Genomic DNA, 15,007 nt, shown 5'->3' on the forward strand with positions numbered 1-15,007 from the left:
TCTGCGCGGATTGAGCCTTTGGCCGGAGACTCAGGTCGTCACGACGGACAGGATCACCCGACTCGACCCGGTCGGCCCAGCCTGGATACTCATTTCGACCTGGACACCTCTCGGGCTGGCGTGGACGACGACGACGTTGCGACATCGTTCAATGCTCCCCTGCTTGACGAGCGAAGCCAGGTACTCGGCCCAGCCGAACTCGATGACAACCTCTCCTGGCACTGCGGAGCCCGCACCCGAGAACCGAACCGGGTTCGACAGATCGGAACAATCCGGGGCGTACTCCCGCTGTACACGTGTTCCAAGGCCATCGACGAACCGATCGACGTCCGAGGATCGCGCATCGAAGGTCGCGGAGACAGAAGGGTCGAGGAACGCCGAGAGGTAACTCCCCGCGACCAGAGTCATCTGCTCCGGTAAGGGGACTCCGGTCCACGCCTCGGTCATACTCCGCACCTCTTGAAGGTCGGCTGCGCGCATCGTCGGCTGTTCCTGAATGCACGCCGTGGTGCCGAACAGGACTGACGCCAACAGCACGGTTCCGATGCCACGCCGCACTCCCGAAGTCATGTGTTCACGATAGCCAGGCGAGACTTTACGAAGTCGGGACCGGGCGGTCGTCCGGCCCGGGCTCGACGGCGACCTCATGGGACGGGAACAGCGGCGAGAGACCGAAGCGGGAGCCGTCGTGCGGGAGGACCTGCACCGCCCGCACGCCGGGCCGTCCCGCCACCGCTCGCAGCGCCTCGCCCTCGCCTCGAACGACCACTCCGACCACGGCCGGCACCCCCGCTCGCAGGCGCGAGGCCGTCACCCGGGCGATCGCCTCGCCTCGCGGCCCGGGTGCCACGAGCCCGGCAGCAGCGAGCGCCGCCAACTCACCGGCCGCTGCCACGCCCGCGGCGCTCTGCCCGGGAGCGACGGTCACCGTCGGTGTCGCGACCCCGTCGATCGGCACCCGCAGAAGCACTCGACCTATCCGGTCCAGGGATCCGAGCCGATCCCACACCTGCGCAGGCGTCCACTCCTGCTCGGCTGAGACCAGCGCCCACCGGTATTCACCGGAGGGCGCCCCGGCCAACGATCGACGCGCCTGATCGAGGTACTCGCCGACCGGCTCACCGGACTGCGGGCCGAGCCTGTCGTCGGAGGGTCGCACCGTCTTCGCCGGGGTGGCCGATCCGAGCCAGTACGCGAGCGTCAGCGCCGCTACCACCAGCGCCGCCCAGCCGGCGAGGGTGCGGCTCACTGATCCCGCAGGACGTCCAGAGCGTGCTGCAGGTCGTCGGGGTAGGGCGAGGTGAACTCCACGTACTCCCCCTTCGTGGGATGCGTGAAGCCCAGGGTACGGGCGTGCAGCCACTGACGGTCCAGGCCGAGCCTCTTGCCCAGCACCGGATCGGAACCGTAGGTCTGATCCCCGCAGCAGGGGTGGTGCAGCGCCGCGAAATGCACCCGGATCTGGTGCGTGCGACCGGTCTCGAGATGCACATCCAGCAGTGTCGCCGCCTGGAACGCCTCGATCGTGTCGTAGTGCGTGATGGACGGCTTACCGTCCTTGGTGACCGCGAACTTCCAATCGGAACTGCGATGCCGGCCGATCGGGGCGTCGATGGTGCCGGACATCGGGTCCGGATGGCCCTGCACCAGTGCGTGGTACCGCTTGTCGACGGTGCGCTGCTTGAACGCTCGCTTGAGCACGGTGTACGCCCGCTCGGAGACCGCGACCGCCATGACCCCGGAGGTGCCGACGTCCAATCGGTGCACGATCCCCTGCCGCTCGGGTGCACCGGACGTGGAGATCCGGAAACCGGCTGCCGCCAGGCCGCCGATCACCGTCGGCCCGGTCCAGCCGACCGAGGCGTGCGCGGCGACACCGACCGGCTTGTCCACCACGACGATGTCATCGTCGGAGTAGATGATGTTCATACCCGGCACCGGCTCGGCCACGATCTCCAGGGGCCGCTCGGGCTCGGGCAGGGTCACGTCCAGCAGAGCACCGGCCCGCAGCTTGTCGGACTTGCCCACCGCGACACCGTCGAGCGTCACCGAGCCCTCCCCCGCGAGATCGGAGACGACGGTGCGGGACAGCCCGAGCAGACGTGCCACCCCGGCGTCGACCCGTAGCCCGTCGAGCCCGTCGGGAACGGGCATGGTGCGTGATTCACGCATCGGTGGCCTCCTTGTCGGCACCCGCCGTATCGGAGGACGCCGCCTTCTTCTGCCCGAATCCCTCGTACGGATCCTTGCCGAACAGGGTCAGCCCGACGAGCAGTACCGCGGCCACGCTGATCGCACAGTCGGCGGTGTTGAAGACCGGGAACCAGTCCCCGATCGAGAGGAAGTCCACGACGTGCCCCCGGAAGACCCCGGGCGTCCGGAAGATGCGGTCGGCCAGGTTGCCCAGCGCGCCGCCGAGCACCAGCCCGAGACCGATCGCCCACGGGACGGACGTCAGCCGCGATCCCATCCGCACGATCCACGCGACCACAAGTAGGGCGATCACGGTGAGCACCCAGGTGTAGCCGGTGGCCATGGAGAACGCGGCACCCGGGTTCTTGACGAAGATCAGGCTGAACGGGCCCAGGACGGGGATCTTCTCGCCGTAGGTCATGGTGTTGACCGCGGTCGTCTTCGCGGCGAGGTCGATCCCGAGCACCACGACCGCGACCGCCGCCAACAGGATACGAGGGTTCCGATACCAGTTCGGCCGGGCGGTCACGGGAGAATCCATGGTCTCCATCATCCACTACGGTGGCACTGTGCATGGCAGGCGGTTGCAGCTGGTTCCGGCCCTCGTGGCGTTCGGTCTCGTCGCATCGGGGTGCGGCGACGGTGACGGAGCCTCCGCGCCGTCGGGCTCCTCGGCCGCGACGGGGTCGGCGAACCGCTCCGTGACCGCTCCACCGCCGACCGCCGGGTGCGCGCAACAGGCTCCGGAGCCGGCCGACGGCGCGGTCACCGTCGACGTGCCGCAGGCGACGGTCACACTGGACTCCCCCGGGGCGGGGCCGCGACGGACCCTGGCACTGCGCCCCACCGCGATCGGCGAATACAGCCTGTTCACCAACAGCCTGCAGGTCTCGCAGGTGACCGGCGAGCAGCCCTCGGGCGGCAACCGGGACGTCACGCTCGCTTTCACGGCGCAGCCGACGTGCGCCGATCCACTGGATGTGGTTCTCTACTTCCGCGCTCCCACGTCGACCGACGCCACCATGACGAAGGCGCTCGAACCCGAGGCCGGCACCGTCGGACGGGTGCGGCTGGCGCCGACCGGTGAAGTGCGCTCGTTCCGGATCGCCGCGCCGCAGGGCATCTCGTCCGAGGCGCAGTCCACATTCGAGCAGGCCCTGTTGCAGACCTTCCTGCGACTGGTCCCGATGCCCGCAGAGCCGGTGGCGATCGGCGCGAAATGGTCGGTCACCCGCAACATCCGCGCCGACAGTACGTTGACGCAGACCATGCAGGTCACCCTGGCGGGCTCCCTGGACGCACCGCAATTGCAGGCGAACGTGGACGAGTCGCCCGACGACTCGGTGTTCCGTGTGCCGGGCAGCGAGCAGCAACTCACGATCGAGAGTTTCACCTCCGCCGGGCGCGGCACCCTCGACATGGATCCGGCGCTGGCCTTCGGCCAGGGCGGTGTGCAGCTCGAAGGCGGCCGAACGCTGATCGGCGACGACGCCGCGAAGAAGCTCACCCAGCGCACGGGCAGCGTCTACAAGTTCGGTCCGAAACAGTCCTGACCCCGACGGCCGGCACTCTGCGGCCCGGCGACGTGCCTCACGGGCAGGAGGGTGAACTGCGGCCGACCTGCGTGATCATCTGACAGGCGTAGGAACGTTGCAGCTTCCACCGGTCACCGTCGAAGACCAGCGTGGCGTAGGCGAGCTGGTTGGTGCCGTCCATCAGCACCGAGAACTGCGCCTTGGCGAGCCCCGGCTGTTCCAGCACCGGAGTGCCGATGTGCCAGCTGACCTTCGGATTGTCCTGGCGGAGCTTGACCAGTTCGCCGAACAGCGGCGCATCGGCGGGACCGGCGCCCTGCACCAGCATGATCTTGTCGTCGAGCGGGACGTTCGGACTCACAGCGCGGATCAGCATCTCCTCGAGCTGCTGCGCCGACGGCGCCCGGTCCGCACTGGTCGATGGGGCCTCGGTGACCTGCGCCGTGGACGGAGCGTTGGTGCGCACCCCGGAGTCGTCCGCACCGCAGCCGGTGGCCAGGAGCGCTACGAAGGCGACGAGCGGCACCACTCGTGCGGGTGCGGGCATTGCGTCACCTCCATCCGTCCTCTCAACATGTCGACTCCACTATGCCAAACGACAGTCCACCCGGCCGGTTGCCGCACGGGGCGTGCGATGCTGCATCCATGCCTGAAGTGATCGTGCTCGCCACGGGCGGCACCATCGCCAGCCGCCACGACGAGTCCGGGGCCGCCGTCGCCTCGGACACCGGGAGCGAGCTGGTCGAATCCGCCGGATCTGTTGCAGGAGTGACGGTGACGGTGCAGGACGTGGTCTCCGCCGACTCGTCCGCACTGACCCTGGAACAGCTCGATGCGATCCGGGACGCGGTGGGCTGTGCGTTGCGGTCCCCCGACGTCGCGGGTGTGGTCGTGACACACGGCACAGACACCATGGAGGAGACCTCCCTGTTAGTGGACCTCTCGCACGCCGATCCGCGGCCGGTGGTGTTCACCGGCGCGCAGCACCCGGCGGATTCGCCGGACGCCGACGGGCCGGTGAATCTCGCCGCGGCGATCGCCGCCGCCGCCGATCCGGTGCACCGCGGCCTGGGGGTGCTGGTGTCGTTCGCCGGGACCGTACAGACGGTACGCGGGCTCACGAAGGTCTCCACCAGCGCTCAACAGCCGTTCTCCGGGGGGCTGCCGGTGAACGAACTCGGCGGGACCGCACCGCACAGACTGATGGGGAAACCGGTTCCGGTCTCCGGGGTGCGGGTGGACATCGTCGCCTCGTATCCAGGGGCCGACGGTGCCCTGCTCGACGCCGCGGTCGCGGCCGGCGCCCGGGGAATCGTGCTCATGGGTACCGGTAGCGGCAACACCACCGCGGCCATGGCCGACGCGGTCCGACGAGCGCTGACCGCAGGAGTGATCGTGGTGATCTCGAGCCGGATCCCAGCCGGGCCGGTGGATGCGGCCTACGGCGGCGGCAGCGGAGCGGCGGACCTGGTGGCCGCCGGCGCCGTGCTCTCGCGACGGCTGCGGCCCGGCCAGGCGCGGATCGTTCTGCTCGCCTTGCTCGCGGCCGGGGTGGACCGTCGCTGGATCGCCGCCTACCTGGGGAGATGACCGGCTGCGGTCTCAGTCGTCGTCGAACCGCAGGTGTTCGGGCGGCCAGTCCAGGGAGTCGAGCGGGTCGGCTTCACGGAGGTCCGGATCGTCGGCGCGGAAACTCCGCATCCGTCCCGGGCCGCTGGTGCGGGTCTCGAAACGCACGCTGAGTACGCCGTGTCCGGCGCCCTGGACCCAACCGTGCCCGAACTCCGGATGCCGCACATCCATGCCCGGCCGCCACGGCGCGCCAGCCTCCACGTCCCCGAGACCGCCCGCCTGTCCGGTATCACCTGCACCGCCGGTGTCCGCACCGGCTTCCGGACCGGCGTCCGTGACACCGGAATCCCCGGACACCCGCGTGGGCTCCTCCCCGAACAGGGTGAACTGCTCGATCCCGCTCAGACCCGAGAAACCCACCCCCACCAGGCGCAAAGCTCCGATCTCCATCGGATCGAGAGCGAGCCGCTGCGCGGTCGCGGTGAGCGTCGCAGCGTCGGTCGTCGCGGACGGCAGGGTCGCCGAGCGGGTGAGGACCGACATGTCCGAGCGCTTGAGTTTCAGGACGACGGTGCGCGCGCCGCGCCCGTCCCGGCGCAACCGCCGCAGCGCGTGCTCGGCACTGCGGTCGATCTCCCGCCGCAACGCCGCCATCGTGGTCACGTCGGTCTCCAGCGTGTGCTCGGCGCTGATCGACTTCGCCCCGGTCCGCGTCTCGATCGGGCGGTTGTCCTCACCCCGCGCCAACCGGTGCAGCGCCGGCCCCACGGTGGCCCCCAGCACCGAGACCACCTCCACCTCGCTCATCGCCGCGAACTGCCCGATGGTCTCGATGCCCAAGCGCGACAAACGCTCCCCCGCCACCGGACCGATCCCCCACAGTCGGCGCACCGGCAGCGGATGCAGCAGGGCCTGCTGCTGTGCCGGCGGGATGACGTGCACCCCGTCCGGCTTGGCCAGCGCGGAGGCGATCTTCGCCGCCTGTTTGCCCGCTCCGGCCCCGACCGAGGCCACCAGCCCCGTTTCCGCCCGGATCCGAGCCCGCAGCCGCTGGGCGAAGGCCACCACCTCATCGGTGGGCGCCCCGGCCAGTTCGACCGGCTCGCCGAAGGCCTCATCGAAGGACAGCGTCTCGACCACCGGGATCAACTCCCGCACGGCACCGAAGACCCGCCGGCTGACGGTGCCGTACAGCGCGCCGCGGGGCGGCAGCACCACCGCGGCGGCACCGACCAGGCGCCGGGCCTGGTGCATCGGCATCGCCGAACGTGCCCCGTAGGCCCGAGCCTCGTACGAGGCACCCGCCACCACGCCACGCCCACCGAGGCCTCCGACGAGCACCGGACGGCCCCGCAGGGTGGGCCGGGTCAGCTGTTCGCAGGACGCGAAGAAGGCGTCCATGTCGAAGTGCAGCACCCAGCGGTGACTGCGGTCGTCAGCCACCGTCAGACCACGAATCGCACCATCAGCCGAAGCACCGGCACCGGTCAGGCCCGGGCGAGTCGAGCGCGGGCACCGTCGCCGATGTCCACGGTGTCCGCTGCCGCAGGATCGAGCGACGCGAACTCCAGCGAGGTCGCCAGCACCTCACCCGCGATCAGGTCCCGGTGCTGCTGCGCGGCGGGCTGATCGCTCTCCGGGACGTCGAGCACCAGCGCGATCCGGTCGCTCACGTCCAAGCCCGCCGTGCGCCTCGCTTCCTGCAGTTCACGGATGCGGTCCTTGGCCCAGCCCTCGGCCTCCAACTCGGCGTCGACCGTCAGATCCAGGACCACCAGACCGGCACCGTCGGGCAGTTCGGCCGTCGAATCCGGCGCGGCCGCCACCAGCTTGCGGCTGAACTCACCGTCCTGCAGCTCGATGCCGGCTGCGCTCACCACACCGTCGGCCACCGTGTAGTCACCGGCCTTGACCGCCTTGATCACGGTCTGCACGTCCTTACCCAGGCGCGGGCCCGCGGCGCGGGCGTTCACAGCGATCTCGACCCGGCCGTACTGATCGGCGTCGGGCGAGACCTGCACGTCGCGGACGTTCACCTCGTCGGCGATGATCGACACGAACGGCGCGAGCTTCGCCGCGCCCGGCCCGGCGACGGTGAGCGTGTGCAACGGCAGGCGCACCCGCAGCTTGTTCGCCTTCCGCACCGACGACGCCACCGAGCACACGTCCCGGACCTCGTCCATCGCCGCGACCAGCTCCGGATCGGCGGGCAGTTCACCCTCGCCGGGCCAATCGGTGAGGTGCACCGACTCGCCTCCGGTCAGTCCGCGCCACATGGCCTCGGTGGCCATCGGGAGCAACGGTGCAGCCAGCCGGCAGGTGGTCTCGAGCACCGTGTACAGGGTGTCGAAGGCGGCGTCGTTCTCCGGCTCGCCCTGGCCGCCCCAGAACCGGGCCCGTGACCGTCGCACGTACCAGTTGGTGAGCGCGTCCACGAACAGCCTCAGCTCCTCGCAGGCATCGGCGATGCTGCAGGTGTCCAGCGCCGCCGTCATCGCGTCCCGGGTCTGCGCCAGCTTCGCCAGGATGTACCGGTCCAGCACGTCCGTGGAATCGGTGCGCCGGGTAGCCGGGCGATCCGCGTAGAGCTGCAGGAAGCTGTAGGCGTTCCACAGCGGCAGCAGCGTCTGCCGGACACCGTCGCGGATGCCCTGCTCGGTGACCACCAGGTTGCCACCGCGCAGGATCGGCGAGGCCATCAGGAACCAGCGCATCGCGTCCGAGCCGTCGCGGTTGAAGACCTCGTTGACGTCCGGGTAGTTCCGCTTGGACTTCGACATCTTCAGGCCGTCGTGACCGAGCACGATGCCGTGCGCGGCGACCGTGCGGAAGGCGGCACTGTCGAACAGTGCCGTGGCCAGCACGTGCAGGTTGTAGAACCAGCCCTTGGTCTGCCCGTTGTACTCGACGATGAAGTCACCCGGGAAGTGGGTGTCGAACCACTCGCGGTTCTCGAACGGGTAGTGGACCTGCGCGAACGGCATCGATCCCGATTCGAACCAGCAGTCCAGGACCTCCGGCACCCGGCGCATGACGGCCTTGCCGCTCGGATCGTCCGGGTTGGGCCGGGTCAGCTCGTCGATGTACGGGCGGTGCAGGTTGGTCGGACGCACGCCGAAGTCGCGCTCCAGTTCGTCCAGCGAGCCGTAGACGTCCACCCGCGGGAACTCCGGATCGTCGGAGACCCACACCGGGATCGGCGCGCCCCAGTACCGGTTGCGGCTGATGTTCCAGTCCCGTGCGCCCTCGACCCACTTGCCGAACTGACCGTCACGGATGTGCGCCGGGTTCCAGGTGATGTCCTGGTTGAGTTCCAGCATGCGCGGGATGATCTTGGTGACCTCGACGAACCACGACGGCACCGCCATGTAGATCAGCGGCTGACCGCTGCGCCAGGAGTGCGGATAGCTGTGCTCGATGGTCTCGTGCCGCAGCAACCGGCCCTTGGCCTTGAGGTCCTTGGCGATCACCGGGTTCGCATCGAATACCTGGAGACCCTCGTAGTCCGGCACCGCGGAGGTGAACCGGCCGGCCGGATCCAGCGGCTGGACCACCTCGATGCCGTACTTGCCCGAGGCGAGCTCCATATCCTCCTCACCGAACGCCGGAGCCAGGTGCACCACACCGGTACCCGAATCGGTGGTCACGTAATCCGCCAACAGCACCACGTGCGCCTTCGGATGACCGGCGAAGAAGTCGAAGGGCGGCTCGTACGCCGCGAACTCCAGTTCGCTGCCCTTGTAGGTTCCCCGGACCTCGGGCTCCGCACCCAGCTCCCGCGCGTACTGGCCCAACCGCGCCTGCGCCAGCAGGTAGTGCCGGCCCTCCGCGGGCGCGCCCTGCGCCCCCACCACGTGCACGTAGTCGACGTCCGGGTGCACGGCGATCGCCAGGTTCGACGGCAGGGTCCACGGCGTGGTGGTCCAGATCAGTGCCTCGACACCGTCGAGCGCCTCCAGTGCCGTGCCCGCCGTGCGCAGCGGCATACCGACGGTGACCGCCGGGTCCTGCCGCATCTTGTAGGCGTCGTCGAGCTTGCTCTCCTGGTTCGACAACGGCGTCTGCTCGTACCAGGAGTACGGCAGCACCCGGTAGCCCTGGTAGATCAGGCCCTTCTCGTAGAGGGTCTTGAACGCCCACATGACCGATTCCATGAAGTCCAGGTCGAGCGTCTTGTAGTCGCCCACGAAATCGACCCACCGGGCCTGCCGGGTGACGTACTGCCGCCATTCCTCGGTGTAACGCAGCACGGAACTGCGGCAGTAGTCGTTGAACTTCTCAACGCCCATGGTTTCGATCTCGGACTTGTCCTTGATCCCCAGTTGGCGTTCGGCCTCGAGTTCGGCGGGCAGTCCGTGAGTGTCCCAACCGAACCGCCGGTCGACCTTCTTTCCGCGCATCGTCTGGTACCGCGGGACCAGGTCCTTGACGTAGCCGGTGAGCAGGTGACCGTAGTGCGGCAATCCGTTCGCGAACGGAGGGCCGTCGTAGAAGACGAACTCCTCCGCCTGCGAACGGTTGTCGATGCTCTTGCGGAAGGTGTCGTTGTCCGCCCAATACGCCAGGACCCGTTCCTCGAGATCCGGGAACGAGGGTGTCCCGGTGCGCGCCGGGCTCTGCGGGTCGCGGGTCATGTCGACCCGGGGGTACGGGCGGTTGCTGCTCACGGGAACTCCTCGTGCCGTCGGAAACCAGCACGGGGACGATCACCGGCGCTGCGCCGGATCCCGCGGTACCACCCCGCTTGCGCCGCGAACGGCGCCTCTTTCGAACTCGGCTGTGACGGGCCGTCCCGTCCGGTTCTACTGGGGCCGTCGGCCCGTTCTTCCGGATGCTCCCCGGTGATGGCCGGATCGTCGCAGTGCTGTCTCGATGATAGCGGCTGTCGGCGCGCTATTTCTTGTCGGGATCCTCAGGGGCGGTCCACTGACTGCCCCACGCCCGGTCGACCTCGATCTGCGGGATCTGGTCGGTCATGTCCGGGTCGTACTCACCCGGTGCGAACAGTCCGCGGGTGGAGTCGTCGTCGGTGTCCGCGGGGGTCTCGTGATCCCAGCCGGACTCCCCGCCGAGCGGTCCGCGGGCGAACTGCGTGGTGGGCCGGGCGTCGTCGTCGGGGGCGTCGTGACGCCCGAACTCCTCGTGCCCGACGGTGCCGGCCTCACGGGCGGCATCGTCGAGCTCCGCTGCGGCACCGGAGGCCGGGGCGGCGCCGGCGGCGGAAGCCCCGGCGGCAGCCCCCACCGAGCCTCCCGCTACCGCGGCGGCGGGGCCCGCCCCGCGGTCGGCGGCGGCAGCAGCCCCGGATTCGGTGTCCTGGTCGGAACCGTCGGTACCGGGGCTCCAACTCCCCTCGCCATCGGATTCGTCACGCTCGGCGCGCCGATAGGTCAGCACGTCACCGAGCAGGAGCACCACACCCACGACCGAGACCACCACACAGGCGATGGCGAGCCACAGATTCCCAGTGATCAGGGCGACGATCAGCAGGATGAACCCGATGACCGTCGCCCCCAGAGCGGCTAGCAGCATGTCTATGCCTCGCCTCTACCGGTTGATGACCTACTTGAACTGCTTATTGCCACCCGGCGCATTGCCGGGATCGTTGAAGTCGCCACCACGGCCGTGATCGACCGGAGCCGCGCTGCGCAGCGACTGCAGCTCCTCGAGCTGGCCCTCGAGGTACGTCTTCAGGCGCGTGCGGTACTCGCGCTCGTACGTCTTGAGCTGCTCGATCCGACCCTCCAGCACCGTGCGCTGCTGGTTGATCGTGGTCATGATCTCGGTGTGCTTCTGCTCGGCCTCGGCCTGCAGCGAATCGGAGCGCTCCTGCGCCTGGCGCAGCTGGTTCTCCGACCGGGTCTGGGCGTCCGCGAGCAGCGCATCGGAGCGCTGGCGGGCGTCGGCGACCATAGCCTCGGACTTCTGGCGGGCGTCGGTGACCATCGCCTCCGACTGCGCGCGGGCGTCCGAGACCAGCTTCTCGGCCTCGGACCGGGAGTTGTTGGTCAGGCGATCGGCGGTCTCCTGTGCGAGGCCGAGCACCTTGGCCGCGCGAACCTGCGCCTCCTCGGTAGCGGCCTGTGCCGCGCCGGTGTCCGCGGCAGCGAGCGGCGCGCTCTGCGCGGTCGCCTTGCTCGGAGCGCTCGGCGCACTCTGCGCGCCGGCCGACGATGCGGCGAAGGCGACGGTGCTGTCGGCCGACGGCTGCGAGCCACCGGCACGGGCCTCCCCGAGCTCACGCTCGAGCTCGGCATTGCGCTGCTGCAGATCATTGTTCTCGTCGATCAGCCGAGCGAGCTCGGTCTCAACCAGATCGAGGAACTGATCCACCTCATCCTCGTTGTAGCCGCGCTTACCGATCGGCGGCTTGCTGAACGCGACGTTCCGCACGTCGGCGGGTGTCAGCTTCATAGGTCGTTTCCCCTCAATTCGGCTGCTCGACAAATCTCAAGTCACTCGGGCCAACACTGTAACTGGTGCACATCCTGTCACACCAGACCCGTTTGTTCCGCATCACCCGGCAATCACGCGAGAAATGTCCGATTATCTGCTACTGACCGGACACGTCACGCGGATGCGAGATCTGCTGCGATCTGCTGGCCGATTACCACCAACAGGAACAACACGATGAATGCCAGATCGAGACGAATGGACCCGATCGTCGGTGAAGGCAGGACCTTTCGGAGCGCCTTGATCGGTGGATCGGTGACGGTGTAGACCGCCTCCAGCAGCACCGCGACGATGCCGCTGGGCATCCAGTCCCGGGCGAAGACCTTCACCCAGTCCACCACCAGGCGGACGATCAACAGGAACCAGAAGACCGATAGGAGTATGTAGACGACCAGCCAGAATGCTTGCACGGTTTCCAGTCTGCCCGAAGCGTCAGCGGTTGTAGAAGCCGGTCTCGGCGATGCGCGCGCGATCCTCGGCGGTGACGTCCACATCCGAGGTCGAGAGCATGAAGACCTTGGTGGTGATCCGGTCGAAGGAGCCGTGCAGGGCGAAGGTCAGGCCGGCCGCGAAGTCCACCAGGCGCTTGGCGTCGGCGTTGTCCATCTCGGTCAGGTCCATGATCACCGGGATGCCGTCGCGGAACCGCTCACCGATCGTGCGCGCCTCCTCGTAGGAGGTGGGACGCAGGGTGGTGATGCGGGACATCGGGTTCTCCTGGCTCAGCACGTCGGCGCGGGTGTCCATCGCCAGAGCGCCACGGGTCGACGGGGCGCCCGAGCGCGAGCTGTCGCGCAGCGGCTCGAGCCGGGGCAGCCGGGACTCGGCGGCACGCGCGCTCTCGCGGTACCCGCGGTCGTATCCGTCGTCGTAGCCGCGCGGTGCGCCGTAGGCGTCGTCGTAGGACGGTGCGTACTCGAAATCGTCCGCCCGGCGGCCGTCATAGGCGTAACCGCGCTCACCGCGGTAGTCCGAGCGGTAGTCGTCGAAGTCGTCGTCGAGGCTGCGACGACCTCGGGGCTGCGGCGCGCCCTCGTCGACGTAGCGGTCGTCGTACGCGTCCAGCGGAACCATGCCGAAGTACGCCTTGACCTTGTGCAGAGTGCTCATCTTTGCCCTTCCTCGGCGCCTGCATGGGCTGGTGTGACGGTTGTGACTGTCGTTATGGAAGTGAGATTAGTGCGCTGCGGCCGGGAATCGTGACTCCGACACGCGGGCGCGGCGAACCGAAATCACATGAATGTCATTTCCGCGGGCGGTCGCCATTTCCGGCATCGCTTTCCTCGATCCAGATCACCGATGCGAGCCGACCGGTGGGTGCACCACGACGATGCGAGAACAGCGTCGGATCGGAGATGGTGCACCGCGGATCCTGAGCGACCGCAGCCACTCCGAGGCTCTGCAACTGGCGCCGGATTCCGGCCCGTAGATCGAGTCCGTCGGTGCCCTGAGCGGTGCGGCAGCGACTGCCCGGCAGGTGCTGCTCGACATCGGCGGCCATCGCCGCGGGCACCTCGTACTCGGCGCCGCTCGCGGCCGGCCCGAGGAAGGCCCCGATCCGCTGCGGCTGCGCGCCCAGTTCGGCCATCACGCCGAGTACCGCGGGAACGATGCCGATCCGGGCCCCGACGCGCCCGGCGTGCACCGCCGCGATGACACCGGCCTCGTCGTCGGAGAGCAGGATCGGCACGCAGTCCGCGGTGAGCACGGCGAGCGCGAGTCCGGGCGTGGCGGTGACGATCGCGTCGGTGGCCTCGACCGGCTCCGAGCGCGGACCGTCGACGACGGTGACGGTGCGGCTGTGGATCTGTTCCATCCACACCACGTGCCCCGGCGCCACGCCGATCTCGCGCTCCAGGCGAAGGCGGTTGGCGGCCACCGCCGCGGGATCGTCACCGACGTGATCGCCCAGGTTGAAACTCTCGTACGGCGCCTTCGAGACACCGCCCGCACGGGTGGTGCTCACTCGCCGGATACGCCGGGCGGCCACGGATTCGGTTGCCGGTTCAGTCATGGTTCGAGCCTACCGAGGACGCCCCCGGCGAACCGGGGGCGAACGTCGAGCAGCGGTCGTCAGCGACGGTTCTGCAGGAACGACGGGACGTCGAGATCGAAATCGTCCTCGGAGCGGGACTCGCGCACCGTCGACCGGGCCGGGAACGGGTCGTTCGTGCGCGGCGGGCGGGAGTCGAAGGGGTTGCCCCGCTGCGGCTCCTCCGGCTCCACGGCGACCGGCTCGGCGGCGGCGTGCTGGCCGCCGATCCGGGTGACCGGACGGCGTGCGGGGGCGCCACCGTCGAAGCCCGCGGCGATCACGGTGATCCGGACCTCGTCACCGAGGTTGTCGTCGATCACGGTGCCGAAGATGATGTTGGCGTCCTCGTGCGAAGCGCCCTGCACCAGCGAGGCGGCCTCGTTGATCTCGAACAGTCCGAGATCACTGCCACCGGCGATGGACATGAGCACCCCGTGCGCGCCCTCCATCGAGGTCTCCAGCAGCGGCGAGTTCACCGCCGCCTCGGCGGCCTTGAGCGCCCGGCCCTCCCCGCGCGAGCTGCCGATCCCCATCAGGGCGCTGCCCGCACCGGACATGACGCTCTTGACGTCCGCGAAGTCGACGTTGATCAGGCCCGGAGTGGTGATCAGGTCGGTGATGCCCTGGACGCCGTTGAGCAGCACCTCATCGGCGCTCTTGAACGCGTCCAGCGCCGAGACGCTGACGTCGCCGAGCTGCAGCAGGCGGTCGTTCGGGATCACGATCAGGGTGTCGCAGGACTCGCGAAGCGAGGTGATGCCCTGCTCGGCCTGCTTGCCGCGGCGGGCACCCTCGAAGGTGAAGGGGCGGGTCACCACGCCCACGGTGAGTGCACCGAGCTTGCGGGCGATGCTGGCCACCACGGGCGCCCCGCCGGTACCGGTGCCGCCGCCCTCACCGGCGGTGACGAAGACCATATCGGCACCCTTGAGCAGTTCTTCGATCTCGTCCTTGGCGTCCTCGGCGGCCTTGCGGCCCACCTCGGGATCGGCGCCGGCCCCCAGACCGCGGGTCGAGTCGCGGCCCACGTCGAGTTTGACATCGGCATCGCTCATGATCAGCGCCTGAGCGTCGGTGTTGATGGCGATGAACTCGACGCCCTTGAGGCCCTGCTCGATCATCCGGTTGACGGCGTTGACGCCGCCACCGCCGATGCCGACGACCTTGATTACGGCGAGGTAGTTGTGCGCGGCGGTCATGTTTCGCCTTCTCCCCTGGG

14 protein-coding genes and 1 pseudogene are annotated in these 15,007 nt (G+C 69.1%); 2 read left to right on the forward strand and 13 right to left on the reverse strand.

Annotated features, from left to right (window positions below; translation table 11 throughout):
• Positions 1-30: 30 nt before the first annotated feature.
• From ACYVHG_RS02745 to lspA, 4 genes are read right to left on the reverse strand one after another with little or no spacing between them, the layout of a single operon-like run.
• On the reverse strand, positions 31-570 hold the full coding sequence (locus ACYVHG_RS02745) for a hypothetical protein (protein ID WP_461165914.1): 540 nt from the start codon (positions 568-570) through the stop codon (positions 31-33).
• A gap of 25 nt (positions 571-595) precedes the next feature.
• The gene (locus ACYVHG_RS02750; RefSeq protein WP_461165915.1) at positions 596-1,249 is read right to left on the reverse strand and encodes a hypothetical protein; all 654 of its coding nucleotides are present in this window, start codon (positions 1,247-1,249) and stop codon (positions 596-598) included.
• Complete coding sequence (locus ACYVHG_RS02755) at positions 1,246-2,172, reverse strand: RluA family pseudouridine synthase (protein WP_461165916.1); 927 nt, start codon at positions 2,170-2,172, stop codon at positions 1,246-1,248. Before ACYVHG_RS02755 ends, ACYVHG_RS02750 begins: the two co-directional genes overlap by 4 nt.
• A complete protein-coding gene (gene lspA / locus ACYVHG_RS02760) occupies positions 2,165-2,734 on the reverse strand; it encodes a signal peptidase II (protein WP_461165917.1) in 570 nt (189 codons plus the stop codon). Before lspA ends, ACYVHG_RS02755 begins: the two co-directional genes overlap by 8 nt.
• On the opposite strand from lspA, the gene ACYVHG_RS02765 reads away from it, so the two are divergent.
• Positions 2,733-3,746, forward strand: coding sequence for a hypothetical protein (locus tag ACYVHG_RS02765; protein WP_461165918.1), 1,014 nt, complete (start codon positions 2,733-2,735; stop codon positions 3,744-3,746). The genes lspA and ACYVHG_RS02765 overlap by 2 nt on opposite strands.
• A gap of 37 nt (positions 3,747-3,783) precedes the next feature.
• Here the strand turns inward: ACYVHG_RS02765 and ACYVHG_RS02770 are convergent, their stop codons facing one another.
• Positions 3,784-4,275, reverse strand: coding sequence for a hypothetical protein (locus tag ACYVHG_RS02770; RefSeq protein ID WP_461165919.1), 492 nt, complete (start codon positions 4,273-4,275; stop codon positions 3,784-3,786).
• 98 nt (positions 4,276-4,373) lie between these two features.
• On the opposite strand from ACYVHG_RS02770, the gene ACYVHG_RS02775 reads away from it, so the two are divergent.
• The gene (locus ACYVHG_RS02775; RefSeq protein WP_461165920.1) at positions 4,374-5,318 is read left to right on the forward strand and encodes an asparaginase; all 945 of its coding nucleotides are present in this window, start codon (positions 4,374-4,376) and stop codon (positions 5,316-5,318) included.
• Positions 5,319-5,330: 12 nt separating this feature from the next.
• Here the strand turns inward: ACYVHG_RS02775 and ACYVHG_RS02780 are convergent, their stop codons facing one another.
• From ACYVHG_RS02780 to ftsZ, 8 genes and pseudogenes are all read right to left on the reverse strand, one after another.
• Complete coding sequence (locus tag ACYVHG_RS02780) at positions 5,331-6,701, reverse strand: DNA polymerase IV (protein ID WP_461166895.1); 1,371 nt, start codon at positions 6,699-6,701, stop codon at positions 5,331-5,333.
• Between the two features lie 86 nt (positions 6,702-6,787).
• Positions 6,788-9,934: an isoleucine--tRNA ligase gene (gene ileS / locus ACYVHG_RS02785; protein WP_461166896.1), complete on the reverse strand. Its 3,147-nt coding sequence runs from the start codon at positions 9,932-9,934 to the stop codon at positions 6,788-6,790.
• 259 nt (positions 9,935-10,193) lie between these two features.
• Positions 10,194-10,832, reverse strand: coding sequence for a hypothetical protein (locus ACYVHG_RS02790; protein ID WP_461165921.1), 639 nt, complete (start codon positions 10,830-10,832; stop codon positions 10,194-10,196).
• Positions 10,833-10,862: 30 nt separating this feature from the next.
• Positions 10,863-11,714: a DivIVA-like cell division protein Wag31 gene (wag31, locus tag ACYVHG_RS02795; protein WP_461165922.1), complete on the reverse strand. Its 852-nt coding sequence runs from the start codon at positions 11,712-11,714 to the stop codon at positions 10,863-10,865.
• Between the two features lie 155 nt (positions 11,715-11,869).
• Positions 11,870-12,163, reverse strand: coding sequence for a YggT family protein (locus tag ACYVHG_RS02800; RefSeq protein WP_461165923.1), 294 nt, complete (start codon positions 12,161-12,163; stop codon positions 11,870-11,872).
• A gap of 22 nt (positions 12,164-12,185) precedes the next feature.
• Positions 12,186-12,863: a cell division protein SepF gene (locus tag ACYVHG_RS02805; RefSeq protein WP_461165924.1), complete on the reverse strand. Its 678-nt coding sequence runs from the start codon at positions 12,861-12,863 to the stop codon at positions 12,186-12,188.
• A 133-nt stretch (positions 12,864-12,996) separates the two neighbouring features.
• Positions 12,997-13,767 (reverse strand): peptidoglycan editing factor PgeF, encoded by a 771-nt coding sequence (pgeF, locus tag ACYVHG_RS02810; RefSeq protein WP_461165925.1) that lies wholly within the window; start codon positions 13,765-13,767, stop codon positions 12,997-12,999.
• 208 nt (positions 13,768-13,975) lie between these two features.
• Positions 13,976-14,987: pseudogene (gene ftsZ / locus ACYVHG_RS02815) on the reverse strand (cell division protein FtsZ); the annotation flags it as partial.
• Positions 14,988-15,007 lie beyond the last annotated feature (20 nt).

Source organism: Tsukamurella serpentis, from assembly GCF_054780975.1.